The following is a 17361-nucleotide window of genomic DNA, read 5'->3' on the forward strand; positions in this document are numbered from 1 at the left end:
AAATACAGCACTTAAAAATGCAAATTATACAACTATTGATTACTATCTTCTATTCTCTACTTTTTAAATGCTTTCTTTCGTTTTTCCATAAACTCAATCAGCTCTCTCTCTTAAAAATCTCTTTTTCCTCATCAGTCAATCCTTTTGAATTCATACGAAAAAGCAATTCAATATTTTCCAAATCTTCTTCATTACCTGAAAGATAGTCCATAGTAACTCCAAAGAAGTTAGCAAACTTCTCTAGAGTATCAGATTATGGTCTTCTTTTACCACTTTCCCATTGCTGATAATTAGGTTGCTTAATCCTAAATTTCTCTGCGATTTCTTTTTGTGTTAATCCTTTTTTTAAGCGTAGTTCTTTTAATCGCTCTGGAAATCACATTCTACTATCCTCAAAAATTAAATTTTTTTCAAAAAACGCTTGATTAAATACTCAATTGAGTATATAACAAAAATATATTCGATAGAGTATATATCTTTTTTAAAATAAGAACCTTATTTTAGAAGGCTTCGTTCATAGACAATTAAATAAAAAGTGCGTCTGACAACCAGATGACTAATCATCAGAACAACACATAAACTTCGTACCTTTATTGTAAATGTTTTGGAAAGGAAAGTCAATTCCTTATATGGTTGAAGTGAAGATATAAAACATTTTTATGGGCTTTCGCACTTTTCCGAATAGTAAAGTGAACCGGATTCGCCAAAGGGCGCAAGAGAATCCAATAGGTATGATAGTGACTACCTATTGAGGTTAGCTGGGAAAGCGATGGTAATTCATACAATGCACCTTGCTAAACATTGCCATCGTGAAGAAGGGATCTTTCAACCAAATAACTTATCTTTACTGCTGTCTATCCTTATCAGATAGACTCACTATCAAGCTACTAAGTCTTCTTTTTACTTAGTAGCTTTTTTATTTTACAATCAGAAAGGAAAAAACTTATGATTCCAGACACTTTAAAAATGAAACCAGATTTTATCAGTCTAGCTTACTACGAAAAATTAGGAAACATTCCTCGTTATGTCTTTGGTAAAGAAGGAAAGTACCAAAGACATATTCTAAATAGTGAAACTCATGGTGCCTTCCACGTTATTACACCTGCTTCTACCACTGTCTTTCCGAAAGATACTCTTATTGAAGCAGTTAACCCTATTTTCCTATCAGATACGTCTCTGAATGTAAATTCTGTCGTACCTGCTCTCAATGTTTTTGCTGAGAAACTAATACTCAAGAAATAATAAAATAAAGGAGAAAATAAAATGGCTAAAACTGGATTAAACTATGGAATCTATAAAGCACTAACACATAGCGATACAGGCACAACGCAGATTTATGTCAATACTTCTAATGTAGTCCCTATGGCAGTCGGTGAATTTGCCTTAAAGTCTCTAAAACAATAAGATGAAAATAAGGTAAACTTTGAGGTGAACTTTTTCAAAAAACACGAAAAAAGCACCCATGAGGTAAACTCTTGAGTGCTTTGAAACGTTGATATAATCGTATTGATTAACGTTTACTAAATTGTGATGCTTTACGAGCTTTCTTAAGACCTGGTTGGAAAAACTATTATTTGAATAAGTTTTAATATCCCTTCAAAATCAACGTTTTCCCTCTTTTTCAGAAAACACTTTTTCATCTAATTTGAATAAATTTTATTTGAATGGTGTGAATTTTACCTTAAAAATACACGAATTGAGCTAGAATTTACCGAAAAGTTCACACCATATAAAATTTATATATATCCTAACAAAAACATAGAAAAGAGAGCAAACCGCTCTCCTTTTTTATTATTACAATTTAATCTTTTATACCCACTCACCATTGGCATTGACCGTATAGCCATCTGGTGTAGTAGTATTTACTGCTAAAGCTCCTGAACTGTAGGCATAATACCATTTACCAGAAACTGTAAACCAGCCTGTTTTCATAGCTCCAGCGCTATCAAGATAATACCATGTATTATTATCTTTTACCCAACCAGTCGCCATTTTACCGCTATCTTTAAGATAGTACCATGTGCCATTGTCTTTGACCCAGCCTGTAGCCAGTGAACCTGTTTCATTCAAGTAATACCATGAGTCACCAGTTTTGACCCAGCCAGTTTGCATCCAACCTGTATAGTTAAAGTAATACCATGTACCCTCGATTTTTTCCCAACCATTAGTAGTGTATGAACCATCTTCATGCTGATACCACCAGCGACCAAATGACTCAATCCAGTTACCCGCTTGAGAATCTTTTGTAGTCTTAGTTTCCGTTTTTGTTTTGCAACTACATCTACTCTGGATTTATCTTGGCCAGACACCCCACCATTGTTATTCACAACAGGAACCTCAACTCGCGGAGTTGTTGGAACAACAGGAGCTACAGGTGCGCTAGGAACAGATGGAGTTGTTGGAAGTACGTACTCTGGAAGAGCTGGACGAACTTCAGGGATACCCTTTTCTGTTACAGGATGTTTCTTCAATTCTTCTGCTTGAAGTCGAGCCTGTTCTGCTTCGTAACTTGCTTTGGCTGTCGCATAAGCCTTATGCGCTTCTTTAGCTACTTTTTCTTTTGCTTCAAGGACTTCTTGCGCAGTTGCTTGGTTTGCTTGTGCTTCTTTGAGCGCTTCTTCTGCATCTTTCAACTCTGCCTTGCGAGTTTCAAGCTCTTTTGCAGCAACTTTCAAATCTTGAACCAACTCTTTTGAAGCTGTTACATTTGCTTTCGCTTCTTTAAGCGCTTCTTTGGCAACGGATACCGCTTGAGTAGCTTCTTCTGCTTTTGCTTGAAGAGAAGAAAGAGTTGCTTTCTCTGCTTTGGTTTCTGCTTTGGCTTGGTTAAATTCTTTCTCTGCTTGTTTTGCAGTTGCTTTCAACTCTGCCAATTTCGCTTCTTTATCTGCCTTTGTAGCAGACAAGGTAGCAACCAAGGCATTGGCATTTGAAAGAGCAACAACCGCTTGATTATGAGTTGTTGTAGCAGATTGAAGAGCTTGTTTCAAGGCTACTGTATCTTTAAGTTGAGCTTCTTGGGCTTTCAAGTTTGAGTTTGCAGTTTGCAATGTAGTTTCTGCTTCGGTTACAGCTTGATTAGCAGTTTTAAGAGTTTGTTCTGCTTGTGCTTTTTCTGCTTTTTTAGTAGCTACCAAAGCCTCAGCTTTTTTAACACTATCTGTGTCTCTAGCTTTAGTATATGGATTTTCCACTTCTGTACGACTAAAAGTTGAGTTAGCCATGAATGTTTCTGGGATACCCGGTACTGTGTGTACGATATACATATTAGCTTCATGACTCATAGAAGCACCACCGTAGTAAAGAGTTGTATTACCTTTTTCAAAACCGAGTGTACCACGAGTATGTCCATAATCATTTTCTGTAGAAATAAATGAAATCAATGACTCATAAAGACGACTACGAATTTCTGACTTAGTTAAGCTAGTTACAGGCTTTCCTGCTTCTTTATAACCTACGAAAGCTACTGAATTTTCGTAAGTTTGTAGTCCTCGAGTTTCCCCTTCTTTACGCTCTTCCTCCGTCATACCGTTATCCAAATTATATGACTTAGCAACCTTATTGATGCCGATAGCATAGTGACCATGACCATCTTTCTTACTAGCGTAGCTATCTAGCAACTCAGGGGTAACACCATCTTTTTCATATTCACGTGCAATCTTATCTGCAAAATGGAATGAATCCTCAGTTACTTTCACATCAGACAAACCAAGTTGACGACGCATCTGATTTGTTAGGTCTGCTGCATAGAGAGTCAAATCACGTTTAAAATCTTCTGGTAGATTATTCAAATCATATTTCTTAGTATCTTTAGAATCAGATTCTACAGGTACGAAGTGATTGATTTGAGCATTTTCTAATTGTGTTTTCAAGATTTCTGCACGAGTTTCTTTAAACTTAGCAGGAACTTCATCTAAACGATCATTATATTCTCCATTTTCGACAGCTTTCAAGAGAGCTACGCGAGCTTTTACAGCTTCAATAAACTTAGGAGCTAACGTAATTGTACCTTGTTTTGTATTTTGAATAGCTTTCAAAGCAGATACCGCTTGGTTATACTCAGCAGTTAGGTCTGTTACTGCTTTGTCTGCCTTTTCTTGTTCTGCTTTAGCATCCGATACCGCTTGGGTTTTTGTAGCAATATCTGCTTGTGTATTCTTGATTTGCGCTTTTGTAGCTTGATTGGCTTTCTCTGCATTTTTTAAGGCAGTTTCTGCATCTGTTTGTGCTTGTTTGCTTGTTTTTTCCGCTTTTACGGCTTCTTTTTGTGCTTCCTTGGCATTTTCCAAGCCTTTGCCATTAACCGCGTCTGTGGCGATTTGAACCGCTTCTGTGGCACTTGTAAGTGCTTTTTCTTTTGCAGTTTGTGTAGCTTCTTTTTCTGTTACAACTGCTTCTTGCGCAGATACCGCTTGGTTTGCTTTTTCAGCATTTGCTTCTGCATTTTTAAGAGCTTCTTCTTTTGCAGGAACTTCTGCTTCTGCCTTAACTACTGCTTTCTCAGCTTCTGTAATAACTGCTGGGCTTGCCTTTTTCGCAAAATCCTCTGCTTTTTTTACAGCTTCTGTTTTCTCATTGACAAGAGAATCTGCTTCACTTGTAGCACGCTTGGCATCTTTAACCGCCTGCTTGGCTTCTACTACTTCTTGTTCCGCTTTCTTAGCTTCTGCTTCTTTTGTAGCAACCTCTTCTTTTGTCGCCACCGCAGGAGTAGTTGTTTCCACAACTTCCGCCTTTGGCGCTTCCACATTCACTGGTTTTGGAGCGACTTCTTCTGCGCCTACTGTGTGGGATAGGGATGCGATAGAGACTGCCAATGCAGATACAACTGCACCCGTAGGTAATTTCTTAATCTTCCCATGACCTTTTAACTTAGAATCCGACATAACTAAACTCCTATTGTATAGTTTTCAGTGTATTTTTTACCTTTTGTACTATTATACCATACTTTCATAACTTTTGTATAGTCTAATATACTTATTTTTGAAGAAAATAGATAGTAGAATGGTACATAATATGAAATACGATAGATTACAAAAACATATAGCATTTAGAATCCGTGAATGTCGAAAAGAACAGAAATTAAGTCAAGAAAAATTATCAGAATTAGCTGGCTTGGGTATCAAGGCCATTCAAAATATGGAAAATATGAAATATGATTTTAAGATAAAAACTCTTGAATCAGTAATCAAAGCATTAGGCATTACCGTAGAAGAGTTCTTTGACCTACGAGCATATAATCCAGAAAGAAAAGAGTTCTTTAATTTACAAGTATATGAATCAGAGAGAGAGGACTCCCCAGAAATACTTTTCGAAAACTTAACAAAGTTACCCAAAGAGAAACAAGGAAAAATTATATCTTCCTTTAATGAAATTGTAAAAAATATCAAATAAAGTGGCTGGGCAAAAACTCAATTTTAGGAGAAAATCAAGTAAAGCTTCCCACAATAAAACGCATAGTATCAAGGTTGTTCAATTCAATACCTGATACTATGCGTTTTTTGATTTTAAAGACTTTTTACCCAGCCTCATTTATATTATAAAAATAATATGTTCTATATTTTAGAAAAACGTATGAAGTAAGTGATAAAGTTCAATTTGAGTCCGAACTAGCTAAATAGTATTTTTTTGATTTATACTCATCTAATTGTTTTTCACTACGATTCTTTTGAGAAGTATCAAGTTTGATACTACCACTTTTTCTATCGAAAATATAAATACCTCTTAGTTCTTTGAAGGGGTCAGAAAGATAATATGATTCAATTAAACCATCAAACTCTTTTTGACTCTTCTCCTTCCTTAAAAATTGTGTATTTACCTCTTCCTTAAATTGCTCTATAAAAGCTTCCGCATTTATTTGTAACTCCTCGCTATTTAAATAATCTGAGTTGATATGACTTTTGAGTTTATGTATTTCATCAATAAATTCTGAAGAATGTGTGATAACTTTTGAATTATCTTTAAAAAGTCGTTTAGCTGTGTTTAATACAGTATTAAATAAACCTAATTTATCTAGTAACAGAGTAATTTCTCTAACATCTGCTTCCTTATTCTCAAGGAATCTCTTTAAAATAGCTTCACTTGAACCATCATTTTGTTCACTTAACTGAACGCTTCTAAATACTTTTTCAAATACATCACTATCAAAGCGTTTTAATATCTCATCACCTAAGTTTTTACCATATTTTGTTTGATGAAGCTTAGGGATTTTTAATTTTGAATATGCAGAAACAAGTCCAATATATGATAAATCATCTTGATAGATGGTTTTAATTAAAGATAAATACCGTTTATATGAAGCTAAAGATACAAGTAATTTACGGTACAGTTCAGGTCTTTTATCGTCCTTTACCATAAGATACTTATATAAAAAAGCAGTTGCAGAATGATTACCCTTCTGTTGTTGCATTTTGAAAATCAATGGATAATACTTTAAAATGAAATCTATTTGAGCTTCTTTGTTTAAATCATTAAAAGATAACATGATATCACTCCTTCTAAATAGGCTCAAAAAAACTATACCACATCTAATAAAAAATCACAACAAAAAATAATCAGAAAGCTCAAAAAAATTAATAAAAACCTCAAAAAGAATTAAAACAACGTTTAGGACAGGCTCAAAAATTGAAATCATTTTTGATACCTATATTTTATTAAAATAGGAAAAATATGCTTGAGTTAGTATCAAAAATATAGTATGCTATGTTTATAAAAGCTTTTATTAAAAAAACAAATCGTCGACTCTAGATAAGACGATTAGAAAGAGGCTTTAGATGGCTTTGAAACTAGGAGTTAGCGAACACTCAAAAAAATTCGCAGAAAGTATCACACCCGATGTAGAGGTTCCTTCTGTTGCAAGAGTAATAGATTATTCTCAAGGTATCTTGAACGAAGGACAGGAAAATCAAAGAAGTTGGGCTAATTTGACAGCTGTAGATCTCAAACTTTACAAAAAGTTTGAAAGTATTGGTCAGACAGATTTTTGTCCATCCTTTAAAATTAAGCTCAGAAACTATCAAGACGAAAACTTGGATGGTTTGATTAACGTTGACATCGTAGTTAACAAGTATGAGTTATCATTTGTACTGGACAAACTCAAGCAACCGGTCGGACTCGCTCTTGTAGCTGAACTTGCTGATATTTCATTAAAATAAGTGATAAAGATAGTGAGTTATCATCTGCATTGTGTAGATGATAACTACTCACTATATGACGAGGTAACATATATGTTGATAAAAATATCCTTCTATCTTATTCTCGCATTATTTGTATGGCAAGGTCTTAATATTCTATACATTACTCTAAAACGACAGTTTCTCATTTTGTCAGATGAGGTTGTTAAGAGAAATGAAAATTTATGGGAACAATGTCTCTTGTTAACAGGCAAGCAAGTTAAGTTTATAACTACATTGATTCAAAATGTCACACTTTGGTGGTTCAATAAGAAAGCTGATGAACAACTACAAGTCCGAAAAGGTACTGTCTTACAAAACGTGGTCAATCATCTCAATCAAAACTTATTTCATGATTTACAGTTAAAAACTATAAATCCTGCTACCACACGAGGTATAGATGTTTGGATCTATCTCGCTAATAATCTTGACACAAACTCTCAAAAGGAGCTTGAAGATTATTTCATGGGAGTGTTGGTTAAATACACAAATGAATTTGCTCTTGACTATATGCACATAGAAATGAATGTTGGTGCTGGTTGGGTTGCTAAATTTGATGTCAAAACAATTGAAGAGGCAACACACAATCGTATGGCAAGACAGACTGAAATCATTCAAGAAGAGGACTTTTAGCATGATCAAAAACGTTTTTGACGTCAACAACAGGGGACACCCATCCCCTGCAACCGTTGACATAAACCGATATTTCGCTTGGATAATCGCAGGCCCATCTGGCTCAGGAAAATCCACTTTTTTGAGAAGATTACTAGGTCTCATTTCATTTCATGATATAGATGCCGAAGCTTACTTTCTCGATTTTAAAGCAGATGAAGAGATGTTTCCAATGACTAGCAATCATGTTGCAAGAGGCTTTGACTGTCTAGAACTATTTGAAACAGTCTGCCAACGCTTTGAAAATAGACTTAATAAACAAGAAGAAAACTCCCATAATCTTTACTTGATTTTCGATGAGTGGCAGGCTTTCCTTGCTTATTTAGAACAAACAGATAAGAAGAAACATAAAGATGTTTTATCAAAAATGTTGATGATGAATAGCATGGGTAGAAGTCTAGGTTTGCGAATCGTTTTATCTAGCCAACGTTTCTTAATGTCTGACCTTCCGGGGCGCTACAATTTTAATTGTGTCATATCCTTATCAACTAGCTTTCTGCTAGCAACAAACAACAGGCAACTCCTTTTTCCTGATATGGAGAAGGATGAAGTTTCAGTAAAACCTAGAGGATATGGCTATTTCCAACTGGAGGGCGAATCTGTAAAGATGTTTCGTACTATCCAAGTAAGAGACGAGGAACGGTTAAATCAACGAATGCAAGAGCTATTTTCAAGGTATAGCTAGCGCTTTTTCTGCTACACTTGTTTAGCGCGACACTGACCTTACCTAGGGGATTCATCGGTATAGGTGTCGGCACGACCTCATTAGCAGGAAAATGCCTATTCGCAAGGGCTTGAGGGGTGGAGATTTTTTAAGCGCAACGAATGCCAACGGCAGAGAGTGAAGCGCCAAAAAATACTACCCCATCCCTTGCTGAATTGGCAAGCGTTCTCGGTTCGATGGGGATCCATCGGGCAGGAGAGGCTGGGGTTTGGGGCAACGCCCCAAGAGTTACTAAATTTAATTTTTAATTATTTCTAACGCGTGTTAGACTGGGCTTGTCGATAGTCTAACACTGAAATAATTTAAAAAATAATTAGAAAAGAGGTTTAATTATTATGACAAATACAAAAAAGGAAGCCCTTTTAACATCAGTACTATTAACGCAACAATTCTCAAATGGCTTCTGGGACGATGACTGGAATAAAGAACTACTTGAATCAGCGGATATTGAAAAAATTCTTGAGGAAATTGTCAGAAGAGTTAGTCAAGTTGCAACAGTTACTGAAGCATATGCAATTAATCATGATAAAGACACATCTGTAAAATTCGACAAAAAACTTCAAGAAACAACTACTGAACTTGCCGAACCACATATTCATGCTTTGCTCAAGTTTGATAAAGGAAAAGGTGCAACACTATCTACTTTAGCCGAAAAAATCGGATTAGCAAAACAGCATCTCGAAAAAGCGAAGTCTGGAAGGTATGGCTACGATAATTTGTTAGCTTACTTAATTCATGCAAAGGATAAAGATAAGTATCAATATTCCCCTGATGAGGTATTCACTTTGATAGGAAACAACTACTTAAAAGTCTATCATGAAAGGAAATTAAGTTGGCTTAAAGGAAAAGCTAAAAAAGAAGTAAGACAAACTTACGAAGATATTGATTTACTCATCAATAACATTCTGAACGAGAGTATCACCAAAAATGAAATACTTCTTGAACAGAAATATCGCACACTGTATGCAGTCCACAAAGCTAGGATAAACGATACCTTTCGTACCGTTGGAGAAATCAAAGGAACTCGTACTAAATATGAGTTAGAAAACGAAGAGTTTAAAAAAACTATTCTCTTTATTCATGGTAGTACCGGTCTTGGAAAGTCAAAATTTGCAAAAGAGTTAACTAAAGATATCGTTCAGCTAGCAAAACTAAATGGCCAAAACTGGCAATCAGTAGTGACTGCTGCTACAAATATCTTTGACGAGGTGAACGGTGAAGAAATCCTTTTTCTTGACGACGTTCGAGGGGATAGTTTAACTGCGTCTGATTGGCTAAAACTATTAGATCCCTTCAACATAAGCCCAATTTCTGCACGCTATCAAAATAAGATGGGAGCAGCAAAAGTTATCATTATCACTAGTTCGAAATACCCATTAGATTTCTTCTACGACACAAAAGGGAACGATAGAGAAGACTTATCACAGTATGTTAGAAGAATTGAGTGTCTGGCTACTATAAAAGGAAATGACAAAAATCCTAAGTTTTATGTATCATATCCTCAACGAATGGAAGAACCTGTAAAAACTATCTTAGAAAATGAGCAGGAAGTTTCCTTATCTTATGACTTTACAGATGATTCGTTACTCAATAGTAGACAGGATTTATTATCAACATTGCTTTCTAAAATAGCGATTAATAATCAGTGGGATATCTTAGAATTAGACAAATCAAAAACCCCGTCCGAAACTTTGGCGAGCAAGGACGAGGTGGAAGATAATCAAGAAAAGTAAATAGGGTATCTCTTGATACCTCTATTATACCATACATTGGAGGAATACATGCAAGTCATTTTACCAGATGAACAAGTTCAACAAATTCAGCGTCTACTTGCTGAACTTATCAAAAAAGAGATTGAAAATAGGTTGAACAATAGCAATCTTGATAGTCCATTTTTAAACAAACAACAGGCTTGTAATTACTTGAGTATATCTAACAATACTCTCGACAGTTGGATTAAACAAGGATTACCTTATATAAGAGTTGGAAAAACTGTTCGCTTTGATAAGACAGAAATCAATCGTTGGTTACAAAATCAGTAGCATTTCTACCGTGGTTTGTTATAATGAAATCACGGTATTTTTCTAGCTCAATTAAAAAGGAGAATACTATGTCAATTACAAAAACTAAAAACGGAACCTATCGATTACGCGTCTATATCCCTGAAGAAGTTAAGTCTTCTCTAGGTATTGATAAAAAAATAATTGAAAAACGGTTCAAATTAAGGAGTGAAGCAAAAAAATACGAACTAGAACTTCAAAACAAGATTGATAAAATTCTTAGTGGAGAATCTACCACATTAGAGAATAGCGGTTCTATTCTTTTTTCAGATTTCTATCAAAACATATGGTGGGAATCCTATAAAGCTGGACAAACTACTTCTACTACTAAGCCACCTTCCAAAGCTACTATAACTGGTACAGAAATTGCTTTTAGAAAACATATCTTACCCATGCTTGGTAACTATTCTATTGAGTTTCTAAATCAAAACAAACAAGTTATTTTAAATCTATTAACTCAAAAAGCAAAAGAATATGCAAACTTCAAAGTTATTAGAAGCTACGTTAATTCTATCTTTGATTGGGCAGAAGAATTAGAATATATCGAAACTAACCGCTTATCTAAAACAATAAGTCGTATCAAAGCCACTAAGAAAATCAAGTTGCAAGAATCTAAAAAAGATGAAGAATTATACCTATCTCAAGAAGAACTTCAAGCATGGTTTACAGCTTTTGAAGATGATTTAGAAAACGGGAAGCTCTCATTCAAAGATTATGTGCTATTCTATACTACCTTTTTCTTAGGAGATAGAAAATCCGAAAGCTATGGTTTGCAATGGAAACACATTAACATCAAGAAACAGGAAATTCAATTGGTTCAAGCCTTAGATAAATATAAAAATGTAAAATCTACAAAAGGGAACAAGAAAACAACTTTTCAAATCCCTATTGAACTAACTGAATTGCTCCAATCTTGGAAAAAGCAACAAAAAACTGAGCTGGCAAAATTTGGTATTATTCAATCTGATGAACAATATGTCTTTACTTATATCGATATGAAGGGTAATGTTAATAGCCCCCTGCACTCTGACTATCTTAATAATAAAATGAAATCTGTCAAACACCGTCATAAGGAGCTGACACACGCTACACCTCACAAATTACGCCATACAGGCGCAACTCTAGCTAAACAAGCAGGAACTTCACTTGAAGCTATTTCAGAGGCTCTTACTCATAGCGATACCCTTACAACTAAGACTTATGTAAATACTTCGAATGTTATTCCAATGGCTGTTGGAGAGATTGCTTATCGCAATCTTAAAAAGTAATGGTGTGAATTTGGTGTGAAAAATGGTGTGAATTTTGCTAAAAATCATCAAAAAAACACCCCATGGTGTGAACCATGAAGTGTTGTAAATGCTGTATTGTAGCTGGTTCTTAACGTTTTGAGAACTGGCTAGCTTTACGAGCTTTTTTAAGACCTGGTTTCTTACGTTCAACTTTACGTGAGTCACGTGTAAGAAGTCCTGCGCGTTTCAATGAATCGCGGAAGTCTGGGTCTACTTGAAGAAGGGCACGAGCGATACCGTGACGGATAGCTCCTGATTGACCAGCGTATCCACCACCTACAACATTAACGAAAACGTCGTATGAACCTGCAGTTGAAGTAACTGCGAATGGTTGGTTGATTACAAGACGAAGGTCAGCGTGTGGGATGTACTCTTCAACATCTTTTTTGTTAACAGTGATTTTACCAGTTCCTGGAACAAGGCGAACGCGTGCAACAGCGTTTTTACGACGTCCAGTACCTGCATATTGTGCTTGTGACATACTTTATTGTTCCTTTCCTTAGATAAGTCCTGAAATATCAAGAACTTCTGGTTGTTGTGCAGCGTGAGTGTGCTCAGCTCCAACAAATACTTTCAACTTCATACCTTGAGCGCGTCCAAGAGTATTGTGTGGAAGCATACCTTTAACTGATTTCTCGATCAAACGTACTGCATTTTTAGAACGAAGTTCACCTGCAGAGATTTGTTTCAATCCACCTGGGTGGTTTGAGTGAGTGTAGTAAATTTTATCAGTTGCTTTTTTACCAGTCAATTTAACTTTTTCAGCATTGATAACAATCACAAAGTCACCTGTATCAGTGTGTGGTGTAAATGTTGGTTTGTTTTTTCCGCGAAGTACGCTAGCAACTACTGCAGAAAGACGTCCAAGTGGTACATCAGTTGCGTCAACTACGTACCATTTACGTTCAACTTGGCCTGGTTTAGCCATAAATGTTGTTTTGTTCATGATTTCTCCTATATATAGTTCGATTTTTGTTTACGGTGATGGGTGTTCCTTCCCATCGAAAAGTATTTGGAAGGTTCCGGGGCCTTTCAAATGGGGTAAACAATACCGCCTACTATAATACCAAATTTCACCCCTAAAAGTCAATAGATATGAAAAATATTTTTCTAAATTTCACTCTTTTTATCTCTAAAAACCTCGCTTTCGCGAGGCTCTTCTATTTATAAGATAAGGCACGTTTAAAGGTTTTCCAAATCCCTAAATCATCCGTTTGAAGGACTAGGCTGGCATACATGCGTCCGATAAAGACTGTTGCCGTTACTGCAAAAGCAATCGTAATAGCAAGTGAAATCCATGCTTCTACTCCCCCTGCATAGCCATTAATGGTTCTAAATGGCATAAAGAAGGTCGAAATAAAAGGAATATAAGAACCAATCTTCAAGATGAGATTGTCACCAGCTGCACCTAGAGCTGTCACTCCAAAAAAACCACCCATAATCAAAATCATCAAAGGCGACAGGGCTTTCCCTGAGTCCTCAGGACGAGAAACCATAGAACCTAGGAAGGCTGCTAAAACAACGTACATAAAGAGGCTAACCAAGACAAACAATAAGGTGTTGAGCGAGAAAGCCTCTCCTATATGGTTTAAAATACCAGATTGTGCCAAGATTGGTAGGTCTTTAAAGAGAAGAATGGCAGCAAGTCCACCCACGACGTAAATGCCAATATGGGTCAAAATCACAAGAAGCAGAGCTAGCATGCGAGCGTAGAAATAATGACTAGCTCGGATACTAGAGAAGACCACCTCCATAATTTTGGTTCCTTTCTCGCTAGCCACTTCCTGAGCAGTGACACTAGCATAGGTAATCAAAATCATATAAAGGAATAAACCAAGCCCTGCGGCCGCAAAGGTTTGAATCATTTTTTTATTTTCCTTGGATTCATCAATTTTCTCCGTAAAGTTAACTGTTTGTTCCAAGCGTTTCTCCTGTTCTTGTGACAAATTGGCTGCCGAACGATTGAGTTGATCTTGAAGCTCATTTAACTTGCTCATTACTCCTAGCTTAATAGCACTCTCAAGGGAAGTCTCCCCGTGATAAACTGCCTTCAAGACACTATCCTCTTGGTCAATGGTCAGATAACCTTTTAATTTTTCATCCTTGATAGCAGCTTGGGCACTGGCTTCATCCTTATAATCAAAGTTGATACCATTGGTACCCTTGAGCCCATCTTCCACAGATGGCACAGTTGTTACTACTGCTATCTTACTATTCTTGGCCATAGAAGACCCTTGGAGGTAGCCAATTCCCCCAGATAGACCGATAAACAAGAATGGTGAAATCACCATAAAGAAGAAACTCCACGACTTGATGTGTCGAAGATAGGTTTCCTTCATTACAACCCACATATTTCTCATACTTCCACCCCTGATTCTAGTTTAAAGATTTCATCGATTGTCGGCGCTTGCTGGTCAAAGGTTGCGATATATTGCCCCTGAGTCAAGATTGGGAAAAGTTCCCTTCCAGCGCTCTCATCCTCCAAGATCAATTTCCAACTGCCTTGTTTGGTCAAGCTCACCTGTTTGACATGAGGAAGGTTTTCCAATTCTTCCTTGCTTCGTTCACTTGAAACAAAGAGACGCGTTTTCCCGTATTGATTGCGGACATCCTGAACTGGTCCATGCAAGACCACACGGCCATCTCGGATCATGAGAATATCGTCACAAAGCTCCTCAACATTAGTCATAACATGGTCAGAAAAGATAATGGTTGCCCCACGTTCTTTTTCTTGAAAAATGACTTGTTTGAGCAATTCTGTATTGACTGGGTCCAATCCACTGAAAGGCTCATCCAAGATAATCAAGTCTGGTTCATGAATCAGAGTAATAATGAGCTGAATCTTCTGCTGATTTCCTTTTGACAGACTCTTGATTTTATCAGTCAGCTTCCCTTTCACTTCCAACCTCTTCATCCATTGAGGGAGTTTTTCTTTGATCTCCTTGGCATCCATACCTTTTAGAGTCGCCAAGTAACGAACTTGTTCAAGGACTGTCAATTTAGGCATGAGACTGCGTTCTTCAGGCAGATAGCCAATCCGAGCGTAGGTCTCTTGACGAATATCCTGACCATCTAGACTGATTTCTCCTTGGTATTCTAAAAACTTCAAAATACTGTGGAAAATCGTTGTTTTCCCAGCACCGTTTTTCCCGACTAATCCCAAAATACGACCTGGTCGTGCTTGAAAGTCAATACCAAACAAAACTTGCTTGGGGCCAAAACTTTTCTCTAGACTTCTTACTTCTAGCATCTTTCACCTCCGAAATGTCTTTCACTCATTATACTCCTTTTTGATAGCCTTTACAATGTTTTTTGTCCATTTTCAGAAGACTATTGCTGTGTAAAATACGGTCTGGAGCACTTTTAGTGATAAATCCATTATACAGTAGCAAACTCAATTTATCACCTCCGCTCCTCAACTGTCCATTTTTAATCCTGAATTGTTATTTGAGCAACCCCTTTATTCCAAATAGCTTTTCCCTAAAAATCATTACATCATATGTTATCATTTGTCAAAAATAAAAATCCTATCTATTTACTTTGACATAAAACATCATCAAATAGCAACTATTATCAATTAAAACATTACTTAACAACTATCTTCCTCTATATGACTACCATCTTTGAAGAATTACCTATCTCTATATGAATAGTCATTCCTAAACCTAAAAATTTTTTGAAATCGAGTTGGCCTAAACCTCTCATTACCTCATGAAATTCCATGAAATTTAGGATTTAGATTCACTACTCAATTTACCTGTATCAAAAATCTCCTAGCAGGTTTTCCTGCTAGGAGATTTTCTTGTGAGAGGTACTTGTTTAAACTTTGAAAATCGGACTTATCATCTGATAATTATCAAATAATCTACCAATTAAGCTTCTTCGTCTTCTTTACGACGACGGCCTGCAAGACCGAGACCAAGTAATGCACTTGCAGCTGCTGCTACCATAGCTACAGTAGAATCTGCTGTACCTGTATTTGGCAATTCTTTAGCCGCTTTACGCGCATTTGCTTGTGCTGATGCTGTTTGACTAGCATTAGCTGCTGCTTGAGTAGTAGCTGGAGCTACAACTGTTGTTTGCGCAGATTGGTTGTTAGCTGGAACTACAGCTGGTGTTTGAGCAGATTGATCGTTAGCTGTATTTGCATGATCCGTTGATGGAGCAACTTTCGCCATGAAGTCTTCGATACGTTTAACCATTGCATCCACTTCTGCTTGAGTTGCGTCTGCATTGGCAAATACTTTCTTAGCATCTGATAATAATGTATTCGCTTCTTTTGCAGTTTCTGCATCAAGCTTAGCTGATTCTTTAAGGAGCAATTCATCTAATTGATGGATAGCAGCTTCTAACTTAGCTTTATCCGCTTTCGCTTCAGTGTTATTAGCTCCGTTATTTGCTCCATTTCCTTCATTTCCATGATTTTGTGGAGCAACAACTTCAACAGGTACGTTGATTTCTTCTACACTGCCATCTGATAACTTAAGTGTTACTTTAGCTACTAGTCTACCTAAAGCTGATGTTGTAGGTTTTTCAATTTTAATAACCTCTACATCCTTCGGTAAGTTTACTTTAGATAATACTTCTTGATCTGTTAAAGTTTCTCCTTGTTTAACAGAGACAAATCCATTGACTAATAGAGATGATAAGTCAAATGCTTCTACTTCATTAATTGCTGCATCATCTTTGTAAATGTCATTACGAAGAATTCTATCTACTTCTGCTTGATCAGTTGCTGCCTCAATAGCTACTTTCGCTGCATCTGCTGCCGCCTTAGTTGCTTCTTTAGCCTTCGCTTTTTCAGATTGACTCAATTGATCATTCGCATCAATCTCTTTATCTTTAGTAGCTTTAGCTTGATCAATCGCATTTTTAGCGTTTTCTTTACCTACTGGAGTCACTGCTTTGATAGCGTTTGTGCCTGCTGTTTCTTTCTCAGTCACTCCGGCTTGGTCAGTTGCTGCCTCAATAGCTACTTTCGCTGCATCTGCTGCCGCCTTAGTTGCTTCTTTAGCCTTCGCTTTTTCAGATTGACTCAATTGATCATTCGCATCAATCTCTTTATCTTTAGTAGCTTTAGCTTGATCAATCGCATTTTTAGCGTTTTCTTTACCTACTGGAGTCACTGCTTTAATAGCGTTTGTGCCTGCTGTTTCTTTCTCAGTCACTCCAGCTTGGTCAGTTGCTGCCTCAATAGCCGCCTTAGCCAAATCTGCTGCCGCCTTAGTTGCTTCTTTAGCCTTCGCTTTTTCAGATTGACTCAATTGATCATTCGCATCAATCTCTTTATCTTTAGTAGCTTTAGCTTGATCAATCGCATTTTTAGCGTTTTCTTTACCTACTGGAGTCACTGCTTTAATAGCGTTTGTGCCTGCTGTTTCTTTCTCAGTCACTCCAGCTTGGTCAGTTGCTGCCTCAATAGCCGCCTTAGCCAAATCTGCTGC

General features: G+C 36.6%; 14 protein-coding genes and 4 pseudogenes. 9 read left to right on the forward strand and 9 right to left on the reverse strand.

Annotation, left to right across the window (positions count from 1 at the left end):
* Positions 1-56 precede the first annotated feature (56 nt).
* Positions 57-322, reverse strand: a pseudogene (locus SK608_RS08670) (helix-turn-helix domain-containing protein).
* A 623-nt stretch (positions 323-945) separates the two neighbouring features.
* Here SK608_RS08670 and SK608_RS08675 point away from each other — a divergent pair.
* Both SK608_RS08675 and SK608_RS10875 read left to right on the forward strand, forming a co-directional pair.
* Complete coding sequence (locus SK608_RS08675) at positions 946-1242, forward strand: hypothetical protein (RefSeq protein ID WP_033678278.1); 297 nt, start codon at positions 946-948, stop codon at positions 1240-1242.
* Positions 1243-1290: 48 nt separating this feature from the next.
* A pseudogene (locus tag SK608_RS10875) lies at positions 1291-1404 on the forward strand (site-specific integrase); the annotation flags it as partial.
* Positions 1405-1809: 405 nt separating this feature from the next.
* Here SK608_RS10875 and SK608_RS10880 read toward each other — a convergent pair.
* Both SK608_RS10880 and SK608_RS11825 read right to left on the reverse strand, forming a co-directional pair.
* Positions 1810-2187 (reverse strand): annotated as a pseudogene (locus SK608_RS10880) (hypothetical protein); the annotation flags it as partial.
* Between the two features lie 692 nt (positions 2188-2879).
* Positions 2880-4886 (reverse strand): annotated as a pseudogene (locus SK608_RS11825) (SEC10/PgrA surface exclusion domain-containing protein); the annotation flags it as partial.
* Between the two features lie 130 nt (positions 4887-5016).
* Between SK608_RS11825 and SK608_RS08690 the strand changes: the two are divergent.
* Positions 5017-5394 carry a helix-turn-helix domain-containing protein gene (locus SK608_RS08690; protein WP_033678309.1) on the forward strand — a complete coding sequence of 126 codons (378 nt, stop codon included), beginning with the start codon at positions 5017-5019 and terminating at the stop codon, positions 5392-5394.
* A 199-nt stretch (positions 5395-5593) separates the two neighbouring features.
* On the opposite strand, the gene SK608_RS08695 is transcribed toward SK608_RS08690, so the two are convergent.
* Positions 5594-6484: a hypothetical protein gene (locus tag SK608_RS08695; protein ID WP_033678282.1), complete on the reverse strand. Its 891-nt coding sequence runs from the start codon at positions 6482-6484 to the stop codon at positions 5594-5596.
* 289 nt (positions 6485-6773) lie between these two features.
* Between SK608_RS08695 and SK608_RS08700 the strand changes: the two genes are divergently transcribed.
* The 6 genes from SK608_RS08700 (at position 6774) to SK608_RS11515 (ending at position 11896) form a co-directional block, all read left to right on the forward strand.
* Positions 6774-7154: a hypothetical protein gene (locus SK608_RS08700; RefSeq protein WP_033678284.1), complete on the forward strand. Its 381-nt coding sequence runs from the start codon at positions 6774-6776 to the stop codon at positions 7152-7154.
* Positions 7155-7226: 72 nt separating this feature from the next.
* Positions 7227-7805: a hypothetical protein gene (locus tag SK608_RS08705; RefSeq protein WP_235202170.1), complete on the forward strand. Its 579-nt coding sequence runs from the start codon at positions 7227-7229 to the stop codon at positions 7803-7805.
* 1 nt (position 7806) lies between these two features.
* Positions 7807-8529 (forward strand): ATP-binding protein, encoded by a 723-nt coding sequence (locus tag SK608_RS08710; RefSeq protein WP_033678287.1) that lies wholly within the window; start codon positions 7807-7809, stop codon positions 8527-8529.
* A gap of 374 nt (positions 8530-8903) precedes the next feature.
* On the forward strand, positions 8904-10301 hold the full coding sequence (locus SK608_RS08715; RefSeq protein ID WP_033678290.1) for a Rep family protein: 1398 nt from the start codon (positions 8904-8906) through the stop codon (positions 10299-10301).
* A gap of 48 nt (positions 10302-10349) precedes the next feature.
* Positions 10350-10610, forward strand: a complete 261-nt coding sequence (locus SK608_RS08720; RefSeq protein WP_033678293.1) for a helix-turn-helix domain-containing protein — start codon at positions 10350-10352, stop codon at positions 10608-10610.
* Between the two features lie 68 nt (positions 10611-10678).
* Entirely contained in the window at positions 10679-11896 is a 1218-nt protein-coding gene (locus tag SK608_RS11515; protein WP_033678296.1) for a site-specific integrase, read from the forward strand.
* A gap of 109 nt (positions 11897-12005) precedes the next feature.
* On the opposite strand, the gene rpsI is transcribed toward SK608_RS11515, so the two are convergent.
* The 5 genes from rpsI to SK608_RS11830 all read right to left on the reverse strand — a co-directional run.
* Entirely contained in the window at positions 12006-12398 is a 393-nt protein-coding gene (gene rpsI, locus SK608_RS08730; protein WP_000075964.1) for a 30S ribosomal protein S9, read from the reverse strand.
* Between the two features lie 18 nt (positions 12399-12416).
* Positions 12417-12863 (reverse strand): 50S ribosomal protein L13, encoded by a 447-nt coding sequence (gene rplM, locus SK608_RS08735; RefSeq protein ID WP_001044624.1) that lies wholly within the window; start codon positions 12861-12863, stop codon positions 12417-12419.
* Positions 12864-13077: 214 nt separating this feature from the next.
* Positions 13078-14277 carry an ABC transporter permease gene (locus tag SK608_RS08740; protein ID WP_033678299.1) on the reverse strand — a complete coding sequence of 400 codons (1200 nt, stop codon included), beginning with the start codon at positions 14275-14277 and terminating at the stop codon, positions 13078-13080.
* A complete protein-coding gene (locus SK608_RS08745; RefSeq protein ID WP_020902740.1) occupies positions 14274-15167 on the reverse strand; it encodes an ABC transporter ATP-binding protein in 894 nt (297 codons plus the stop codon). Before SK608_RS08745 ends, SK608_RS08740 begins: the two co-directional genes overlap by 4 nt.
* A gap of 622 nt (positions 15168-15789) precedes the next feature.
* A partial coding sequence (locus SK608_RS11830; RefSeq protein WP_235202171.1) for a DUF1542 domain-containing protein occupies positions 15790-17361 on the reverse strand: 1572 nt, incomplete at its 5' end.

It is taken from the genome of Streptococcus mitis subsp. hohhotensis (assembly GCF_000722775.1).
In the GTDB taxonomy this organism is placed as follows: domain Bacteria; phylum Bacillota; class Bacilli; order Lactobacillales; family Streptococcaceae; genus Streptococcus; species Streptococcus carlssonii.